Genomic DNA, 18,986 nt, shown 5'->3' with positions numbered 1-18,986 from the left:
AGGTAGCACAGGGGGCGGCATGACGGTCAGCCGACGGGCACTTCTGCGAGCAGGGGCCGCATTGATACCGGGATCCGTCGCCGTCTCGACGCTGCGGGCGGGGCCGGAACCGGAGCCCGCCGCCTGGCGGCACCTGCGACGGAGGCTGAGCCCGGCCGCTCGCCTGTATCGGCCGGGCGCGCCGGAGTACCCCTCCCAGGCAGCGGTGGACAACCAGCGCTACGCCGCCGTACGGCCGGCCGGCGTGCTGGCCTGCGCCACCGAAGCCGACGTGCGGGCCGCGCTGCGCTGGTGCGCCGAGCACCGGGTGCCGTTCGCGGCCCGCTCCGGCGGCCACAACTACGCCGGCTACTCGGCCACCGGAGGCCTGGTCATCAGCGTGCGGGCCCTCAACCGGGTGGAACCGCGCGGGCGGCGGCTCCACCTGGGCGGCGGCGCCACCAACTCCGACGTCTACGCCGCCCGCGCCGCCGGCCTGTACTTCCCCGGCGGCCGCTGCCCCGGCGTCGGCGTGGCCGGCCTCACGCTCGGCGGCGGACTCGGCTTCAACGACCGCAAATGGGGCCTGACCTGCGACCGGCTCGTCGAGACCCGCCTGGTCCTGGCCGACGGCAGCATCGTGCGGGCCGCCGAGGACGAGAACGCCGACCTGCTGTGGGCCTGCCGAGGCGGCGCGGGCGGCAACTTCGGCGTCAACACCGCCTTCGTCTTCGACGCCGTGCCGGTGAACCGCCAGCGCGTCACCGTCTTCGACCTGACCTTCCCTCTGGCCGCCGGGCCGCGCGTGGTCGACGAGCTCCAGCACATCCTGCACGCCGACCACACCGGCGAGTTCGACGCGCGCGTCGGCTTCAAGCACGCCGGCACCGGCGCCACCTCCGTCTGGGTGCTCGGCCAGCGCCTCGGCGACCAGGAAACCCTGCGCCGCCTGCTCGCCCCGCTGCTCCACCCGCACCCGGCCAAGACCCACATCGAGGAGGTCGGCTTCTGGGCCGGCCAGGACTACCTCATGGAACGCCCCGGCGCCAAGGACTGCTACGCCAGCAAATCCCTGGTCCCCGACCGGTGGCTGGGCGCCGAAACCGTCGAGCACATCACCGACTGGACCCGCGCATGGAAACCCGGCCCCGCCCGGGCCAACGGCTACCTCACCCTGTTCGCCATGGGCGCCACCAGCGCCGCGCCCCGCCCCGACGAGACCGCCTACCCGCACCGCGCGGGCACCTTCGTCATCGACATCGGCACCCACTGGCCACCCGGCACCCCCAACGCCCAGGTACGCCACCTCCTCGGCCAGACCCGCGCCCTCCACCACACCCTGCGCCGCCACCTGCACACCGACGCCGCCTACGTCAACTTCCCCGACCCCGACCTGCACGGCTGGCAACACGCCTACTACGGCGACAACTACACCCGCCTGACCGAGATCAAGCACCGCTACGACCCCACCGGCCACTTCCGCCACCCACAAGCCATCGTCCCTTCGGGGACCTGAGCCATCCGCCCCGCGACTCCGGGCGAACATCCTGCATGGGGCAGATGTGGCCGTTCGTCGGCCGTGAGCGCGAGATCCGTGCTCTCGAGGCGATCCATGACAACTCGAAGACCCTCGCCGGAGCCGCGGGCGTGGGCAAGACCCGGCCGGCCAGGGAGGCCGTGGCGCAGGCTGCGGGCCCGCAGCGACGCGCCGCCGACCGGTTGCTTGCCGAAGTCCTGGAGTTCCGTGGCAACAGCGCTGAGGCGGCCGGGGTACTGCCGGGCGTGCCGCCTGCCGCTTGGGCGTTGACCAGCGCCGGGATCAGCCATTGGGGCCTCGCCCAGGACGCCGAGCGGTCCGTGGACGAGATGGCTCACGGCCGGGACCTGGTTGAGGCGAGCCGCTCGTGGATCCTGCTGTTCGACGGCCGCTGTGAGGAGGCGCTCGCCGCGGCCGAGCGGGTGCTGGCGGCCCCCGGCGCCGAGCCGCAGGCGCGGATCTGGGCCGCTGCCTCGGGAGCGGCGGCCGCCGGGCTGCTCGGCCGGGCCGTACGAGCTGCACAGATTCACCAGGACGGACGGGCCTTGGTCGCGAGCACGGGCGACAGGTACCCGTGGGCTGCGGCGCAGGTCGGCTACGGCGGCTGCCTCGCGCTGCTCGCCCTCGGCATGCCCCGTCCGGCCGGGCGGATGGCGGAGGACGGCTACCGCGCGGCGGTGCGGGCCCAGGCGCCGTCCATGGCCGGGGTGTGGGCGGCGTTCATGGGCCTGGCCGCCAGGGCCGCGGGCAGGGTGACCGCCGCCCGGTCGGCGCTGCACGAGGCCGTTGTGCTAATGGAAGGCGAGGACGTCTACCGGCTGCGCCGGCCCTGGATGGCCGAACTCGCCACGACCACCGCGCTGCTCGGCGCCCCCGAGCCGGCCCGGCGCCGGCTGGCTCTGGCCGAGGGGTGCGAGCGGGGCGGCGGCCGGCTGTTCGAACCATGGCTGGAGCTGAGCCGGGCCTGGAACCACGCGGCATCCGGCGCCCTGTCCAAAGCCGCGCGATGCGCGGTGAACGCGGGATCGCTGGCCGAAGATCGCGGCCAGCCGACCTACGCGGCGGTCGCCCTGTATGACGCCGCCCGGCTCGGCGCCGCCGCGGCCGTGCACGAGCGCCTGTCGGAGCTCGCCACCCGGCTGGAGGGCGAACTCGTCCCGGCCATGGCCCTCGCCGCCAAGGGCCTGGCCACGGGCGACGGGTCGCTGATGGAGGAAGCGCTCCCCGTCTTCGCGGACCTGGGCCACAACCTGCTGGCCGCCGAGATCGCGTCGGCCGCCGCCGAAGCACATCGCAAGGCCGGGCTCTGGGCCAGGGCCGGACTTCTCGTGGAGCGCGCCGCCGCGTTCGCCGCCCGCTGCGAAGGGGCGCGGACCCCGCTGCTCGCACCCCGCCTCCTCCATTCCTCGCTCACCCCACGCGAGCGGGAGGTGGCGCTGATGGCGCTCACGCTGTCCAGCCGCGAGATCGCCAAACGGCTCGGCCTGTCACCGCGCACCGTGGACAACTACCTGCAGCGCGCGTACGGCAAGCTCGGCATCTCCGGCAGGCGAGACCTACGCGCCGGCCTGGAGCGGTAGGGCAAAGCTGTGGAGACCCGTCCGTCCGGCCAGGTCGGGGTGGCACCGCCGCCGCGACGCAGAGGTCGGCGCGAACGGCGTCGCGGCGGATTTCCGGAAGGCCGGACGGACGGGAGACGGTGTCAGCGGATCTGGATGAGGGTGGGGTCGGACAGGATGCGTTCGACCACCGTCCCGGCGCCGCCGCGTGAGGCGGCGCCGAAGCCGAGGCCGGAGGCGACGATGGTGCAGCGGCGGGCCGAGCCGGCCATGGCGAGCCGTTCGAGTTCCGCCTGGGCGAGGGGGATGAGCCGGCCGGCGAGCCGGGCGAAGTAGCCGCCGAAGACGATGACACGGGGGTTGAACAGGTTGACGAGCGTGGCCGCGCCCCGGCCCAGCCAGCGGCCGACCGTGGCGATCGCCTGGTCGACCAGCGGGTCTCCGATGGCCTGCTCGATCTGCGCCAGCCGTTCCTCGGGGTCGCGCAGGACGCCGTCGCGCAGGCCGTAGGGATGTTCGGGGGTGACGGTGCGGACCAGCGCCGCGAGACCGACCTTGGTCTCCCAGCAGCCGATACGCCCGCACCCGCAGCGTTCACCGGACGGATCGACCATGACGTGGCCCATCTCCCCGGCGAACCCGTCGGCGCCCTCCAGCAGCCGTCCCCCTGAGATGACGCCGCCGCCCACGCCGACCTCGCCGGTCAGGTAGACGAGGTCGGCGGTGCCGGCGGCGACGCCGGAGGTGTACTCGGCCAGCGCGGCGAGGTTGGCGTCGTTGCCGACGGCGATCGGCACGCCGGGAGCGGCGTCGGTCAGCCGGACGGCGACGGGGGTGCGGTGCCAGCCGAGGTTCGGGGCGACGTCCACGACCCCGCTGTGCGCGTCGATGAGCCCCGGCACGGCCACGGTGATCCCGGCGACCGTCACGCCCGTCGCGCCGAGTTCGGTGACCGCGCGCCGGGTGACCGCGGCCAGTTCGCCGAGGGAGCGCTCGACGCCCGAGCCCATCGCGTCGAAGGTGACCCTGCGGTCGATGAGTACACGGCCGGCCAGGTCGGTGGCGAAGGCGGCGATGTAGTCGACGTTGACCTCCAGCCCCAGCGCGCCGACCCGGGATCCGTCCAGGGCGAGCGCGAGGCCGGGCCGGCCCACCGCGCCGGCGTGTTGCGGGCCGATCTCCCTGACCAGGCCGCGGGCCTGTAACTCGCCGACCAGGCTGGTGACCGTGGTCTTGCTCAGCCCGGTCTCGACCGCCACCACCGCCCTCGACCTGGCCCCGTTCTCGCTCAGGTGGCGCAGCACGAGGGAGAGGTTGGAGCGGCGCACCGAGGCCTGGTCCGCGGGGAGCCGCTGCTGGAGCACGCCGCCCTCCCTCGATTAATTCGCATGGCTGGCCGAATTAAATCCCGCCCGCCCCGACACGGCAAGTAACTTTTCCGACATGACGCTGAAATATCAGGGTGTACGGCAAGCCGGATCTGTGTTAGAAATCAGGAAATTTCTTAACAAATCCCTGTAAGGCGGCGATCTCCCCGGGCCGCCTGAAGGTGGCACCCCTTCTGGCCCGGGACGCCGATGTACTTCGGCAATCAGCGCGGCGGCGCGCGCCTTGCCTGACTGACAGACGAGTCAGGGAAGGAACCCCATGTACCGAAGGCTCTTGTCCGTCCTCCTCTTAGCGGTCGCGACCACCGGCCTGACCGGCGCGGCCATCCCACCGGCCGACTACCAGCACGTGACGCTGGCCGGCGGCTCCGCCGAACTCGGCGAGCCGATGTCGCTGGCCGTACTGCCCAATCGCTCGGTGCTCCACACGGCACGCGACGGCACGATCCGCGTGACCGACGCGTCCGGCGCCACCAAGCAGGCGGCCAAGCTCGACGTCTACACCCACGACGAAGAAGGCCTGCAGGGCATCGCGGCCGATCCGAACTTCGCCGCCAACCGCCACGTCTGGGTGTATTACTCGCCCAAACTCACCACCCCGGCGGGCGACGCTCCGGTCACCGGAACGGCGGCCGACTTCGAGCCCTGGAAGGGGCATCTCAGGCTCTCCCGCTTCACCCTCAAGGCCGACGAGACGCTCGACCTGCCCAGCGAGAAGATCGTCCTCCAGGTGCCCAACGACCGAGGGCAGTGCTGCCACGTGGGCGGTGACATCGACTTCGACGCGGCCGGGAACCTCTACCTGACCACGGGCGACGACACCAACCCGTTCGACTCCAGCGCCTACGCGCCGATCGACGAGCGCACCAACCGCAACCCGCAGTTCGACGCCCAGCGCAGCAGCGCCAACACCAACGACCTACGCGGCAAGGTGCTGCGGATCAAGCCGCAGGCGGACGGCACCTACACCATCCCGTCGGGCAACCTCTTCCCGTCCGGCACCGCGCAGACCAAGCCGGAGATCTGGGCGATGGGGCTGCGCAACCCCTTCCGCATGGCCGTGGACAAGCCCACCGGCATCGTCTACCTCGGCGACTACGGGCCCGACGCGGGTGTCACCGACCCCAACCGGGGGCCGAACGGGCAGGTGGAGTTCAACCGGATGACGGCGCCCGGCAATTACGGCTGGCCGTACTGCACCGGAACGAACACCACCGTCGAGACCTACAACGAGTACACCTTCCCCAGCGGTCCCTCCGGCGCCAAGTACAACTGCGCCGGCGGCCCGGCCAACAACTCCTTCCGCAACACCGGCCTTGCCACGCTGCCCCCGGCCAAGCCGAGCTGGATCAGGTACGGCGGCGACCAGGGCTCGCCGCCCGAGTTCGGCGGCGGCTCGGAGTCGCCGATGGGCGGACCGGTCTACCGCTTCGACCCCAACCTCAGCTCCAGCGTCAAGTTCCCCGCCTCCCTCGACGGCCGCTACTTCGCCGCCGAGTTCGGCCGCCAGTGGATCAAGGCCATCGAGGTGAAGCAGGACGGCACGCCGGGCATCATCGAGGACTTCCCCTGGGACGGCACCCAGATCATCGACCTCACCTTCGGCCCGGACGGCGCCCTCTACGTGCTCGACTACGGCACCGGCGGCAACAACCAGGCGCTCTACCGGATCGAGTACATCGGCGCCGCCAACCGCAACCCGATCGCCAAGGCCGCGGCGGACAGGACCTCGGGACCCAGCCCGCTGACCGTCGCGTTCTCCTCGGCCGGCAGCTCCGACCCCGAGGGCGGCGCGCTCACCTACGCGTGGACCTTCGGCGACGGCGGCACCTCCACCCAGGCCAACCCCACCCACACCTACACCACCAACGGCACCTACACCGCGACCCTGACCGTCCGTGACCCGCAAGGACTGCCGGGCAGCGCGAACGTGATCGTGAGCGTCGGCAACACCGCGCCCTCCGTCACGCTCGCCACCCCGCTGCACGGCCAGCTGTTCTCCTTCGGCGACACCGTGTCCTTCCAGGTCAACGTCAGCGACCCGGAGGACGGCGCCATCGACTGCGCCAAGGTCAAGGTCACCTACCTGCTCGGCCACGACAGCCACACCCACGCCATCACCTCCAAGAACGGCTGCACCGGCTCGATCGCCATTCCCACCGACGGCGAGCACGACGCGGCCGCCAACATCTACGGCGTCTTCGACGCCGAGTACACCGACGCGGGCGGCCTCACCACGCACAGCCTCCGCACCCTGCAGCCCAGGCACCGCCAGGCCGAGCACTTCGGCGCCCAGTCCGGCATCCAGCTGGCCGACCACGCCCCGGCCGAAGGCGGCAAGACCGTGGGCTTCACCGACAACGGCGACTGGATCTCCTTCCAGCCCTACGCGCTGGGGAACGCGACCGGCTTCACCGCCCGCGTCTCCTCGGGCGGCATCGGCGGCACCATCGAGATCCGCGCGGGCTCGGCCACCGGCACCGTGCTCGGCACCGTGGCCGTGCCCAACACCGGCAGCTGGGACACCTTCGTCAACGTCTCGACCGGGCTGAGCGGCGCGCCCGCCGGCACGACCACGCTCGCCCTCGTCTTCAAGGGCCCCACCGGGCAGGGGAACCTCTTCGACGTCGACGCCTTCACCGTCTCCACCTCCGGCGCCGGCACCACGGTCGAGGGCGAGGCCTACACCAGCACCGGCGGTGTGCAGCCGGCCGACCACGCCCCGGCCAGCGGCGGCAGGACCGCCGGCTACATCAACAACGGCGACTGGGCGGGCTACTCATCGGTCAGTACGGCGGGCCGTACCGGCTTCAGCGCCAGGGTCTCCTCCGCCGGCTCGGGCGGCGCCATCCAGATCCGCTCGGGCTCGCAGACCGGCACCCTCCTCGGAACGGTGAACGTCCCGGTCACCGGCAGCTGGGACACCTTCACCACGGTCTCCACCACCCTCAGCGGCTCCGCCGCCGGCCCCGTCTTCCTGGCCTTCACCGGCGGGTCCGGCTTCCTGTTCGACGTCGACACCTTCACCCTCACCGGGGGGCAATGACATGCGCCTGCTCGCGTCCCTCCTCATGCTGATCCCGATGCTGGTCGCGGCCGACCCGGCGTACCAGGTGCTGGTCTTCTCCAAGACCGCCGGCTTCCGCCACGACTCGATCCCGGCCGGCGTCCAGGCCATCCGCGACCTCGGCGCGGCCAACAACTTCACCGTCACCGCCACGGAGACGTGGCCATCCTCCCTGTCCGGCTACCGCGCGGTGATCTTCCTCAACACCACCGGCGACGTGCTCGACAACGCCCAGCAGTCCGCCTTCGAGAGCTACATCAACGGCGGAGGCGGCTACGTGGGCGTTCACGCGGCCGCCGACACCGAGTACAACTGGCCCTTCTACGGCCAGACGGTCGGCGCCTACTTCAGCAGCCATCCGGCGATCCAGCAGGCCACGGTCAGGAACGAGGACCGGGCGCACGCGGCCACCGCCCATCTGGGCGCCACGTGGACCAGAACCGACGAGTGGTACAACTACCGGGCCAACCCCCGCTCCGCCGTACGTGTGCTGCAAAACCTGGACGAAGGCACCTACAGCGGCGGCGACATGGGCGACCACCCCATCACCTGGTGCCACACCCGGGGCTCGGGCCGGGCCTTCTACACCGGGCTCGGGCACACCCAGGAGTCGTACTCCGACCCGGCTTTCCGCGCGCTGCTGCTGGGCGGGATCCGGTACGCCGCGGGCATGGTCAAGGCCGACTGCCGCCCGGAGAGCGGTTACACCCCGCTGATGGGCTCCGGCTGGTCGCAGGCCGGGCCCGGCGGCTTCACCATCGCCGACGGCACGTGGTCGTCCTTCGGCGGGATGGGCCTGCGCTGGCATTCGGCCAAGGAGTTCAGCTCCTACTCGCTGAAGCTCGACTGGCGCATGGCCGGTGACGACAACTCCGGCGTCTTCGTCGGCTTCCCACCCTCCGGAGACCCCAACTCCGCGGTGAACAACGGCTACGAGGTGCAGATCGACGCCACCGACACGCCGGACCGCACCACCGGCTCCATCTACGGCTTCAAGGCGCCCGACACCGCGGCCAGGGACGCGGCGCTCAACCCGCCGGGCGCGTGGAACGCCTTCGAGCTCCTGGTCGAAGGCGAACGCCTGCAGGTCTTCCTCAACGGCGTGAAGGTCAACGACTTCACCAACACCGACCCCAGCCGCTCGCTCCTGCAGGGCCACATCGGGCTGCAGAACCACGGCGAAGGCGACGACGTCGCCTTCCGCAACATCCGCATCAAGGAGCTCGGCGGCGGCGCCGTCGAGGGAGAGTCCTACACCTCCCAGTCGGGCGTGCAGCCCGCCAGCCACGCCGGAGCCAGCGGCGGCCGCACGGTGGGCTACATCGACAACGGCGACTGGGCGGGTTACTCCTCAGTGAGTACGGCCGGCGCCACCGGCTTCACCGCCCGCGTCTCCTCCGGGGGAGCCGGAGGCACCGTCACGGTCAGGTCAGGTTCGCAGACCGGCCCCGTCCTGGGCAGCGTCACGGTGCCCGGCACCGGCGGCTGGGACAACTTCCAGACCGTCTCCACCACGCTCAACGGCTCGGGCACCGGCCCGGTGTTCCTCACCTTCTCCGGCGGATCCGGGTCGTTGTTCGACGTCGACACCTTCTCCCTGACCAGGTCGAACGCGACGACGGCCGAGGGGGAGTCCTGCAGCTCCCAGTCGGGCGTGCAGCCGGCCGACCACGCGAACGCGAGCGCCGGCCGCACGCTCGGCTACATCGAGAACGGCGACTGGGCCGGATACTCCTCAGTGAGCACGGCAGGCGCCACCGGCTTCTCCGCCCGGATCTCCTCGGGCGGTTCCGGTGGCGCCATCCAGATCCGGTCCGGCTCGCAGACGGGAACCCTGCTGGGTCAGGTGACCGTCCCGGTGACCGGCGGCTGGGAGAACTTCCAGACCGTCTCCACCACGCTGACCGGGCCGGCCACCGGGCCGCTGTTCCTGGTGTTCACCGGCGGCGCAGGATTCCTGTTCGACCTCGACACCCTCACGCTCACGCGGGGCTGACGCCGTGGACCTCCAGGTCGTAGACGCGGGCGGCGAAGTCGCCGCTGCTCGTCGGCGTCAGCACCCTGAGCCGGACATACCGGGCCTGGATCTGGTTGACGTCATGGCTGGTCACGCCTGCGGTGTTGCCGCGGGCCGTGACGGCCGTGGTCCAGGCGGAGCCGTCCGTGCTGACCTGGAGGTCGAAGTCGCGGGTGTTCCAGAGGGAGTTCTCCCCGCCCGCCCCCGCGTGCCGCACGACGAACCTGCTGATGACGGAGGTGGCCCGCAGGTCGACCTGGAGCCACCAGCCGCCTTGTTGCACCGAGCACCACTTGTCGGTGTTGCCGCCGGTCCAGCTGCCGTTGACGGCCTTGGCCGGGCCTTCGTCGCTCGCGCACTGGCTGTCGGCGGTGGCCGGCTTGTTCAGCGCCAGGTTGGTCGGCGTCGTGCCGCCGCGCCGCCGCTCGAACTCGGCCGCCCAGAACTGCGTGCGATCCAGGTACGCGCTCTCCGCCGCCGCGCCCGTCTTGCCGTACGCGCCGTCGAAGGACAGGTAGCCCGGCCTGTTCGTCGCCGGCTCGATCGTGCTGCCCTCGTGCCACTCGTTGAAGGAGGTGATGGAGACCCAGCTCGGCAGGCCGCCGGTGGCCGGGTCGAGCGCATTCGACCACTCCTTGTCGTACGTGGCGCCGTTCGCGCGGTCCAGGGTCGGCGTGGTGTTGCCGGGGACGGCCCGGTCGTCGAGGTACCCGGGGCCGACCGAGGGCGCCCAGATCAGGCCGTGCTGTTTGGCGTAGGCGCCGGCCTGCCGCCAGCCGGGGGCGGTCGCGCCGGCGATGGCGTCGTAGGTGTACATCCCGGAGAAGTGGGCGATCTTCGTGGTGTCCGTGGTCTGGGCGAGCACGATGTTCTGCCCGGTCACCTGGTCCAGCGCCGTCCAGTCGGTGATCCGCAGGCTCTCGAAGACGTAGAACGCCGCCTTGCCGCCTTCGCGGAAGAAGGCCGGGTGGTTGCCGTAGGTGGCGTTGATGTACCTGATGTCCTCCACCGTGGAGGCGGCGGTACGGCCCGCGTACGGCTCCAGATGCCAGGCGACCTTGATGCCCTGCTGGGCGGCGGCGTCCATGACGCCCCTGGCCAGCGTGTCCTCGTAGCCGCCCCTGCCCCACCAGCTGTAGACGAGCACACCGGTGCCGGCCTGGCGCAGCCAGGTCATGTGCTGGGCCACAGTGCCCGCGAAGTCGCCGGAGTCGTAGGCGCCGAGCTTGGGGTAGAGGTCCGCGCCGATGTCGGCCGGCGGGGTGTGGCCGCCCTGCTGCCAGTGGCGCCAGTCGCCGCCTCCCTGCGGGCTGCCGTACCAGGAGTAGTAGAAGGCGTGCACGTTGGTGGACAGGACGGGGGCCGCGGCCTGGGCCGGCGGAGCGACGAGACAGGTCAGTAAGAGCAGGAGGGTCGAGAAGATGCTCCTCATGGGCGTCTCCCTTCGGGGAGTGAGGGAGGTGCAAATCGTTAAGACTGAGCCGAAATCTAATCGTGACAGCCGCGTTGTCAAGGCATTATCTTGACCAGAAGTTTTCAGCGAGTGAAATGTCGGCTGTCGCGTAAGATCTGGCCATGCCCCCGGCGAGACGCGAGCGGAAGAAGGCGGACACGCGGCAGGCCATCGTGCGGGAAGCGTGGCGGCTGTTCGCGGAGCGAGGCTTCGACGTGGTCCGCGTCACGGAGATCGCCGAGGCGGCCGACGTTTCGGCCAAGACGGTCTTCAACCATTTCGCGACCAAGGAGCAGCTCTTCTTCCACGGCTTCCCCCTGCTGACCGAAGCCCTGCGCGAGCGCCCGGCCGGCGAGCCGATCGCTCGCGCGATACACCGGGTGATGCCTTCCCTCCTGCTCGACGCCGACCGGGCCCGGCTCTACCTGGGCAGCCGTGCGCTGCGTACGCATGCGCTGGAACTCTTCGCCGCGCAGGAACCCGAACTGGCCGTCATGATCGCCGCCGAGACCCGAGGCTCCGCGAGCTCATCTGCGACCAGGGCTCGGCACTCCGCTAGCTCCGCGAGCCCGGCGGCGCGTCTTGCCGCCGCTGCCCTCCTGGCTCGGCTGCGGACTGTCTGGGAGTCCGCGCTCGAGACGGCGGCAGCCGGGGCGGCGCCGCGTTTCGGCGCCGAACTCGACCTCGCCCTGGAGCCCCTCACCTCGCTCGGCGCCCACAGGGGAGCGGGCGCGTCGGCGAGGCACAAGGGTGCGGAACGGCAGCGCGAAGGCGCACCGGAGCAGCCACAGCCCGACGGTGAGACCCGGGCGGTGGGGCGGCCGAGCATCTCCCGGGTCGCCGCGCTGGCCGGAGTGAGCGCCACGACCGTGTCGCACACGTTGAACGGCCGCCGCCCGGTCGCCGAGCGCACCCGCGGCCGGGTCCTGGCCGCCATCGAAGAACTGGGCTACCGGCCCAACGTCCTGGCCAGGGGCCTGCGCACGAGCAGGAGCCAGACGGTCGGCCTGGTCATCCCGGACCTCACCAACCCCTTCTACCCGGCCCTGGCCAGAGGAGTGCAGGACGTGCTCGGGGCGGCGGGTTACGACCAGATCATCAGCAACACCGACGGCGAACGCGCGATGGAACGCGCTGCGCTGGAGCAGATGATCGCCCGGCAGGTCGACGCCCTGGCCTTCGCGGTGTTCAACACGCACCCGGAAGACCTGCTGCCGGTGCTGGACGCGGGCATCCCGGTGGTACGCCTGGGCGGCCGGCTCACCCAGCCCGGCGTCGACATCGTGCGCAGCGACGACGAGGGCGCCGCCGCCACTGCCACCCGCTACCTGCTGGAACGCGGCCATCGCCGGATAGCCTTCGTCTGCGGACCGGCGGGGGAGGGCCCCGCGGCGGAACGCGTGGCAGGCCACCTGGCAGCACTGGCCGAAGCCGGCCTGCCCGGGGATCCAAAGCTGGTGATCCACACCCAGTTCAGCAGAACCGGCGGCGAGCAGGGCACGGCCCTGCTGCTGGACTCGCCGCAGCCACCCGACGCCGTGCTGTGCGCGAACGACATCATGGCCATCGGCGCACTCGACGCCGCCGCCGCACGAGGCCTGCGAGTTCCGGAAGACCTGGCGGTCATGGGCTTCGACGACATAGAGGCGGCCGGCCTGGTATCTCCCGGTCTGACCACCATGGCCAACCCGGCCAGGGAGATCGGCATGGCGTGCGCCCGTCTCCTGCTCAACCGCCTCTCCGGTACGGCGGAGCCGTACACCGAGATAGTGGTCCCCGCACGCCTGGTACGCCGGACATCCGCCTAGCCAGTCCGGCGGTCTGCGCTCCTGGCCAAGAGGTTCTGCGCTCAGTGCCAACGACATGGGGCGTCCGGCGTCGCGAGAATGCCTGAGCGTCACCTGCTGAACCGCGGCCACTCTCGGAGAAGAGGATCATGAGGCTCGAGAAGACGACGATCAAGGCGGCCGTCGCGGTCACGTTCGGTGTGGCGGTGGTCTCCTTCTCCGCCACCGCGTCGGCCACCGTTTCGGCCGCTCACCGGGCGCCCGAAACGCCGGCCGTCGTCTGCGGCCCGGGCTACAAGGTCCAGCGTCAGGCCGCGTTCAGCGGTGGCGTCGCCTACCTGCTCTACAACGCCGGCAAGCAGAACGCCTGCGCGGTGACGTTCAAGACCACGAAGGTCGGCACGCGCACCCTGGTCTGGTCGGCCGTGGACGTGAAGGGAGCGGGCGTGATGAAGAACGAGGAGATCACCCCCCTGCACACCGTCCCCGTCTACCACGCGGCGCCGACCGGCTCGTGGGTGAAGTTCTCCGGCGGCACCAAGACCGCGGACTCCGGCGGCGGGTACGAGCAGATCAAGTAACAGCTCCGTACCTGCGATCTGCCGTGCGACATCGCCTTGGACAGCCTGCGCCCGGGCGATGTCGCACAGCCAGGCGAAACCAATCCGACCGCCCGCACTAATGCGCCGACTTGTCGCATTTAGTCGGCAGGGTGGCTTGTCGCGGCCAGATGTCAGGAGCCGCCGCGGCCGGGTGGCAGGACGGCCCGCGTGGGGCAGGCGACCATCGCCTCACTGGGTGAGGGCGAGGGCGTCGGCATCGTCCTGGCCGGACCGATCGTGGACATGTCCGGCTATCCGTGGCTGTTCTGGATCCCCGCGCTGGCCGGCGCACTGGCCACGCTCACCGACCACCCGAGTAGCCGTCACCCGCGTGACTCCTACGCCCACCGTCCGAGTAGCCGTCGCTCGCGTGACCCTACGCCGACCACCCGGAGGGCCGTCATGTGTCGGCTACGGTGTGGCGCATCGCCGGGCGGTCCCTCTTGCGGCGCGCCACCTCGGTGAACCCGGCCTCCCGGAAGGCCGATGCGATGCCGGTCATCGCGTTGTCCGAGCCCGCGACCTGTCCCGGCACGGGGTCGACGGGGAAGCCCTCGACGGTGTGTTGCCCGTTCTCGGCGGCGAAGTCGCACGCGGCGGCGATCATCTTCGTCTGCAGCCGCTGGTGGCGGTGGTCGCGCCGGACGAACAAGCAGGTGATCACCCAGGTCGGCGTGTCGTCGAGGGCTTTGGTGACCGGTGAACGCTGCAGCCGCGGGTACTCGGAGCGTTCGCCGATCCCGACCCAGCCCACGGGCTCGTCGCCCAGGTAACACACCAGCCCGGGTGGCGGCTGCTGTTTCGAGCGTTCACGCAGCGCCTTACGGTTGCCGTCGCCCGCCCCGGCGTCCCATTCCTTGAACGAGAGCCGCCAGTGCATGCACCAGCATCCGCGGGCGCCGCCGTTCGAGCCCATGACCTGCTCGAAGTCCTTCCACGTCTCGGGTGTGAGCGGTGCCGTCGTGAAGTCCGTCATGTCGGCGCTTCCTCCTCGCGTGTCGTCACCTTGGGTCAACGATGCCCGCAACACCCCAAGTCATCACCTTCAAAAGGCTTACGATGGTAACGCTAGGCGAGGTTGGCCGTCACCGTCAAGACGCATACGATGGTGGTGAGGGCGCGACCAAGGAGGCTTCAACGGTGAGTAACGACCCCAGTAACGCGGCGCCCGGCGCGCTGGAAGTGGTGCGCAGGTTCGTCGACACGCACGACATCTACAACAGCCATGACGTGCTGAGCGACGTGGAAGCCGCCGTCGCGTGGCTGACCGCCGAGGGGTTGATGGGCAAGGGTCGGCCTATGGCCGCACGTGACCTGTCGGCGCTCCGCGACCTGCGCGGCGCCCTGCGCGAGATGGCGGCGGCCAACACCAGGGGCGAGCAGCCGCCTCGCGCGGTCGTCGATGCGTTCAACGATCTCACCGCGTCGCACGCCGCCTCGGTCCGTCTCGACGTGTCGCACGGCTCCATGGTCGCCTCCGTCCAGCCACGGGAGGACGGGGCCGGGGGCGTTGTGGCGGCGCTCGCGGCAGCCGTACACGAGGCTGTGCTGACGCAGACGTGGACGCGGCTGAAGTCGTGCGACAACCCCGAGTGCCGATGGTTGTTCTACGACGAGTCGCGCAACCGCACGGCCCGCTGGTGCAGCATGCGGGGCTGCGGCAGCATCGTGAAGGCCCGCCGCTACCGGGACAGGCAGCGCCAACGCGCCGCGAATCCCCTCTAGCCACCAGCTCGGGCGCTCGATCCTGGACGTGCCCGCCCTGTCCCGTGTCATGGCCGGAGCGCTGGGACGGCTTTGGGGATGGGTTCTGCTCGTGGCGCCCGCCCTCGGCGGGCTCCGCACCAGAGACCTCGACTCGGCATGGAGAAAATGCAAAGAGTAAACAATCGACACGCTGGGTAATCGTTGGGTGGCAGGTACGAGTCAGCAGGGAGCTGGCCGAGGCGGCGGTGACCGTGCCGATCCCCGCCGGCCTGGGGTTCACCGAGGCCGCGGCCATCCCGCTGGTCTACAGCACCGCCCACTACGCCCTGTACACCCTGGCGGGCCTGACGGAAGGCGAGACGGTCCTGGTGTCGGGTGGCGTCGGCGGGGTGGGGCTGGCGGCGCTGGAACTGGCCCGGCTGCGCGGCGCGCACGTCATCGCGCTGGCCGGCACCGAGGCCAAACGCGCCTACCTGCGCGAACGGGGTGCCCAGCACGTCTTCGACTCCCGTTCGCCCGCCTTCGCCGACGAGGTCCGTGAGGTCACCGGCGGGCGCGGCGTCGACGTCGTGCTCAACTCCCTCACCGCGGCCGCCGCCACCGCCGCCCTGGACCTGCTCGCCCCCGACGGGCGCTTCGTCGACCTGGGCAAGCGCGACCTGTATGGCGATGCCACGATGCGGCTGCGACCCTTTCTGCGAACCCTGTCCTACTTCGCCGTCGACCTCGCGCAGCTCATCCAGCGCCGGCCCGCGATGGCCCGCGACACCCTGAACGCCGTCGCCGGTCTCATCACCACCGGTGCCGTCAGCCCGCCGCCCCATCGCGGCCTGCCCGCCGCGGACGTGCAGGAGGCGCTGGCCGTGCTCAAACGCTCCACCCACATCGGCAAGCTCGTCATCGACCTCGCCACCCCGCCGCCGCCCGGCCGGATCGCCTTCGATCCCGATGCCGGCTACCTGGTGACCGGCGGTACCCGCGGCTTCGGAGCCGCCACCGCGCGCTGACGGGGGTTAGCGAGTTCAGGACTGGCCAGTCTGATCTCCATGACGGAAAAGGTCTGGCTGGTCACAGGGGCTGCGCGCGGTCTCGTGCGCGCCGCCGCCCGGCGTGGCCACCGGGTGGCGGCGACCGAGCCCGAGGACGTCCTCGGGCAACTCGATCAAGGGAGCACGAGATGAAGATCGGTCTCATCCTCGGTGGCGGCGGCGAGGTCGGCATCGCCCGGGAGCTCGGGGTCCTGGCCGCGATCAAGGCCGACACCGGTTTCGGCGCGACCGACTGCGCCGTCGTGGTGGGCACGTCGGCAGGCGCGTACGTCGGGGCACTGACGTCCCATGGCGCCGACCTGGACCAGCTCATGGCCGCAGCCACCACGGGGATGGGGTTGTCGCCCACCCCGGTGGATCCCGGCCGGGGGAGCAGCGTCATCCCCGACGACATCGCGGCGCTGCTGGTCTCCTTCCCGGGGACCGTCAAGGAGCGCGCGGTCGCGATCGGGAAGCTCGCGCTCACGGCTCCGACCGCGCTGGACCGCGCCCAGTTCGTCGGCCTGGCCGGAGCCACGCTCGGCGTCGACACGTGGCCGGAGGTCGACTTCCGCCCGACCTCCGTCAACGCGGAGACCGGCGCCACGGTGCTGTGGAGCCGGCGGTCGGGGGCGGGCCTGGTGCCGGCGGTGGCCTCCTCCTTCGCCATCCCCGGCTTCTTCCCGCCGGTGGAGATCAACGGCGGGCACTACATCGACGTGCCCCGCGCCGCCGGACTCGGTCAGGACGACGGCCACCGGGCCGCCGCCCGCGTGCGCGAACTCCTGGGCGGTCAAGGCAGGGAGTTCAGCGCGTCGCGCAGCGCGTCACGATGCGCCGCGGCCAGATGGCCGATCTCCCCGGAGATCGGCAGAAGCAGCCGATTCAGCGCCGAGAAGCTCAGATCGGTCTCGAACTCCACGCCTGCCGCCGACAGCACCCGGGCGCCGGCTCTCACGGCATGGTCACAGGCGGCCCGCAGCAACGCCGACTTCCCCACTCCCGGCTCACCGGACAGCAGCAGCGATCCGCCCGACTCCATCGCGCCGGCGACGAACGACCGCAGCCGAGCGAGCTCGTCATCACGCCCGAGCAGACGCACGGACCACCACCTCCTGACCTGCTAGGAACCCATCAGCCGCCGCACGGCCTCGACCACCGTCGCCCGGCGCCGGTCCAGGTCGGCCGGATCCGCGGCGTGCGCGGTGATCTCGTCGGGCAGGAAGAACCAGGACAGGGCCACGCTCTGGGTCAGATAGACCACCTGGGCGGCGTCGAAGTGCCCGGGGAGCACTCCGCGGCACTGGGCCTCCCGGACCTGCTCGATCTTCCGGCGGCCGCTCTCGTCGGAACCGACGTCACGCACCGCCGGCCCGCGCCGTTCCAGCTGATTCCAGGCCACCACCCGGGCCACCTCGGGATGGGCGGCGTGGCTGTCGAACAGCCGCGCCGCGTACCCGGGGAGGTCCTCGGGGGTGAACGGCACCTGCGCGACCTTGTCCGCGACGATCCGCTCGAAGACGGCGTCGAACAGGCCGTCCTCGCTCCCGAAGTAGGCGTAGATCAGCCCGGCGCTGCGTCCTGCCCGCTCGGCGATCGCGTCGGTGCGGGTGGCGGCGATGCCGTTCGCGGCGAACTCGGCGAACGCCGCGTCCAGCAGACGGGTCTTCTTGTCGTCGGGGTCGCGCGCCGCCATATCGGCAAGGCAATCGACTGAGCGCTCGTTCACCACGCGCTTCTGGCATACCTGGGATATACCGCCGATCCTTAGGGTCTGGCGACATGAGAACCCTGCGAACCGCGGCCACCATCGGCGCCCTGGGCCTGGCCCTCTCGCTCTCGGCCACTCCGGCCTCGGCTTCCTCCGTCCTCAGTGGACGCTGCAGCAAGGGCGCCTACCAGCTCGCGGCGTCGGTCACGTACGGCACCCCCGGAGGCCAGCACATCTTCACGAAGCTCAGCTGGAACATCATCGGCGACGTGGGCGGCAACAACGACGTCTACTTCGAGTTCTGGAAGAACGGCAGCCCGGACAGCCTGCTCAAGGTCTTCAAGATGAACAACGTCGCCAAGTCCGGCTCCATGAACATCTCGCTCCGCCGGCCGGCCGGTGACGCGATCTACGTGCACGGCGGCGCCGTCTTCGACACGAACCGGGCCACCGACCCGGTCTGCAAGTACTTCACCCGCACGATCTGACTCGTCCGGGGCGCACGGGAAAGGGCCTCCGCCGGGGGCGGGGCCCTTTTCGCGGGCGGACCCTAAGAATGCGTGTGCACCGGCAGTTCGAACCAGATGGCCTTGCCCGCCGACGTGCGGGTGCTTCCCCAGCAGCACGACAGCTGGGCGACCAGGTAGAGCTCCTGCTCACTGCCTCCTTGCGGGGCGTCGTCTTCGACCGCGCAGCGGAGCAGTCCCTCCTCATAGAAGAGCGTGAGCCGGATCGTTCCCCTGGCGTGGGTGACGAGTTCGCCGACGAGGACCTCGAAGACCCGGCCGTGGGATCCCAGGTTCCACTCGAGCAGGCAGTGGCGGGTCAGGTAGAGCGCTCTGTCGGCGGAGATCGCACTGCGGGTGAGCCGCCAGGATCCGGTCCTGGCGATGGCCGGCTTGGTGAGCGACCGGAGGATTCTGCTGAGCCGGCGCCATTGGCGCGCGTTCATGCCGCTTGCTGGGAGGGGCCACGGCGGGCCGGTACGCTCCGTCCATCGGGCAGCAGCTCGCCGGTGTCGTCGAAGATCACCATGCCGTTACAGAGCAGCCACCATCCCTGTTCCGGGTGGAAGGCGACGACCAGCGCCGCTTCGCGATCTCGAGCGTCGGCGGATGGGCACTGCGGCCGATGCGGACACATGATTCCTA

The 18,986-nt window shown here is 71.0% G+C and carries 17 protein-coding genes; 11 read left to right on the top strand and 6 right to left on the bottom strand.

Annotated features, from left to right (window positions below; genetic code table 11):
• The first annotated feature begins 61 nt into the window (after positions 1-61).
• Both HNR40_RS35900 and HNR40_RS35895 read left to right on the top strand, forming a co-directional pair.
• Positions 62-1,495, top strand: a complete 1,434-nt coding sequence (locus HNR40_RS35900; protein ID WP_184969396.1) for an FAD-binding oxidoreductase — start codon at positions 62-64, stop codon at positions 1,493-1,495.
• A gap of 35 nt (positions 1,496-1,530) precedes the next feature.
• Positions 1,531-3,096 carry a helix-turn-helix domain-containing protein gene (locus HNR40_RS35895; RefSeq protein ID WP_221341251.1) on the top strand — a complete coding sequence of 522 codons (1,566 nt, stop codon included), beginning with the start codon at positions 1,531-1,533 and terminating at the stop codon, positions 3,094-3,096.
• Positions 3,097-3,218: 122 nt separating this feature from the next.
• Here the strand turns inward: HNR40_RS35895 and HNR40_RS35890 are convergent, their stop codons facing one another.
• Positions 3,219-4,439, bottom strand: a complete 1,221-nt coding sequence (locus tag HNR40_RS35890; protein ID WP_312896644.1) for an ROK family protein — start codon at positions 4,437-4,439, stop codon at positions 3,219-3,221.
• Positions 4,440-4,722: 283 nt separating this feature from the next.
• On the opposite strand from HNR40_RS35890, the gene HNR40_RS35885 reads away from it, so the two are divergent.
• Together HNR40_RS35885 and HNR40_RS35880 are read left to right on the top strand one after the other, a co-directional pair.
• Positions 4,723-7,509, top strand: a complete 2,787-nt coding sequence (locus HNR40_RS35885) for a carbohydrate-binding protein (protein WP_184969392.1) — start codon at positions 4,723-4,725, stop codon at positions 7,507-7,509.
• A 1-nt stretch (position 7,510) separates the two neighbouring features.
• Positions 7,511-9,526 carry a ThuA domain-containing protein gene (locus HNR40_RS35880; RefSeq protein ID WP_221341250.1) on the top strand — a complete coding sequence of 672 codons (2,016 nt, stop codon included), beginning with the start codon at positions 7,511-7,513 and terminating at the stop codon, positions 9,524-9,526.
• Here the strand turns inward: HNR40_RS35880 and HNR40_RS35875 are convergent.
• Positions 9,513-10,979, bottom strand: a complete 1,467-nt coding sequence (locus HNR40_RS35875) for a galactose-binding domain-containing protein (RefSeq protein ID WP_221341249.1) — start codon at positions 10,977-10,979, stop codon at positions 9,513-9,515. The genes HNR40_RS35880 and HNR40_RS35875 overlap by 14 nt on opposite strands.
• 143 nt (positions 10,980-11,122) lie before the next feature.
• On the opposite strand from HNR40_RS35875, the gene HNR40_RS35870 reads away from it, so the two are divergent.
• The gene (locus HNR40_RS35870) at positions 11,123-12,808 is read left to right on the top strand and encodes a substrate-binding domain-containing protein (RefSeq protein WP_184969389.1); all 1,686 of its coding nucleotides are present in this window, start codon (positions 11,123-11,125) and stop codon (positions 12,806-12,808) included.
• Between the two features lie 128 nt (positions 12,809-12,936).
• Positions 12,937-13,368, top strand: coding sequence for a hypothetical protein (locus tag HNR40_RS35865; protein WP_184969387.1), 432 nt, complete (start codon positions 12,937-12,939; stop codon positions 13,366-13,368).
• 421 nt (positions 13,369-13,789) lie between these two features.
• Here the strand turns inward: HNR40_RS35865 and HNR40_RS35860 are convergent, their stop codons facing one another.
• Complete coding sequence (locus HNR40_RS35860) at positions 13,790-14,365, bottom strand: GNAT family N-acetyltransferase (RefSeq protein WP_184969385.1); 576 nt, start codon at positions 14,363-14,365, stop codon at positions 13,790-13,792.
• 164 nt (positions 14,366-14,529) lie between these two features.
• Between HNR40_RS35860 and HNR40_RS35855 the strand changes: the two genes are divergently transcribed.
• The 4 genes from HNR40_RS35855 to HNR40_RS58125 all read left to right on the top strand — a co-directional run bounded on the left by HNR40_RS35855 (position 14,530) and on the right by HNR40_RS58125 (position 17,251).
• Positions 14,530-15,114, top strand: a complete 585-nt coding sequence (locus HNR40_RS35855) for a CGNR zinc finger domain-containing protein (protein WP_184969383.1) — start codon at positions 14,530-14,532, stop codon at positions 15,112-15,114.
• A 227-nt stretch (positions 15,115-15,341) separates the two neighbouring features.
• Complete coding sequence (locus HNR40_RS35850) at positions 15,342-16,103, top strand: quinone oxidoreductase-like protein 1 (RefSeq protein WP_184969380.1); 762 nt, start codon at positions 15,342-15,344, stop codon at positions 16,101-16,103.
• Positions 16,104-16,142: 39 nt separating this feature from the next.
• Positions 16,143-16,277 carry a hypothetical protein gene (locus HNR40_RS56680; protein WP_281395634.1) on the top strand — a complete coding sequence of 45 codons (135 nt, stop codon included), beginning with the start codon at positions 16,143-16,145 and terminating at the stop codon, positions 16,275-16,277.
• A complete protein-coding gene (locus tag HNR40_RS58125; protein ID WP_184969378.1) occupies positions 16,274-17,251 on the top strand; it encodes a patatin-like phospholipase family protein in 978 nt (325 codons plus the stop codon). The genes HNR40_RS56680 and HNR40_RS58125 overlap by 4 nt, the downstream gene beginning before the upstream one ends.
• Here the strand turns inward: HNR40_RS58125 and HNR40_RS35840 are convergent.
• Entirely contained in the window at positions 17,248-17,820 is a 573-nt protein-coding gene (locus HNR40_RS35840) for a TetR/AcrR family transcriptional regulator (protein ID WP_184969375.1), read from the bottom strand. The two genes, HNR40_RS58125 and HNR40_RS35840, sit on opposite strands and share 4 nt — an antisense overlap.
• A gap of 86 nt (positions 17,821-17,906) precedes the next feature.
• Here HNR40_RS35840 and HNR40_RS35835 point away from each other — a divergent pair, with 86 nt between their 5' ends.
• A complete protein-coding gene (locus HNR40_RS35835; RefSeq protein ID WP_184969373.1) occupies positions 17,907-18,323 on the top strand; it encodes a hypothetical protein in 417 nt (138 codons plus the stop codon).
• 62 nt (positions 18,324-18,385) lie between these two features.
• Here the strand turns inward: HNR40_RS35835 and HNR40_RS35830 are convergent, their stop codons facing one another.
• Both HNR40_RS35830 and HNR40_RS53805 read right to left on the bottom strand, forming a co-directional pair.
• Entirely contained in the window at positions 18,386-18,787 is a 402-nt protein-coding gene (locus HNR40_RS35830) for an ATP-binding protein (protein WP_184969371.1), read from the bottom strand.
• Positions 18,784-18,978 carry a DUF5999 family protein gene (locus tag HNR40_RS53805; protein WP_221341248.1) on the bottom strand — a complete coding sequence of 65 codons (195 nt, stop codon included), beginning with the start codon at positions 18,976-18,978 and terminating at the stop codon, positions 18,784-18,786. Before HNR40_RS53805 ends, HNR40_RS35830 begins: the two co-directional genes overlap by 4 nt.
• Positions 18,979-18,986 lie beyond the last annotated feature (8 nt).

Origin of the sequence: Nonomuraea endophytica (genome assembly GCF_014203235.1) — a bacterium.
Taxonomy (GTDB): Bacteria; Actinomycetota; Actinomycetes; order Streptosporangiales; family Streptosporangiaceae; genus Nonomuraea; species Nonomuraea endophytica.
The sequence above is the reverse complement of the archived record's forward strand: the minus strand, read 5'-3'. Positions and strand labels throughout refer to the sequence as shown.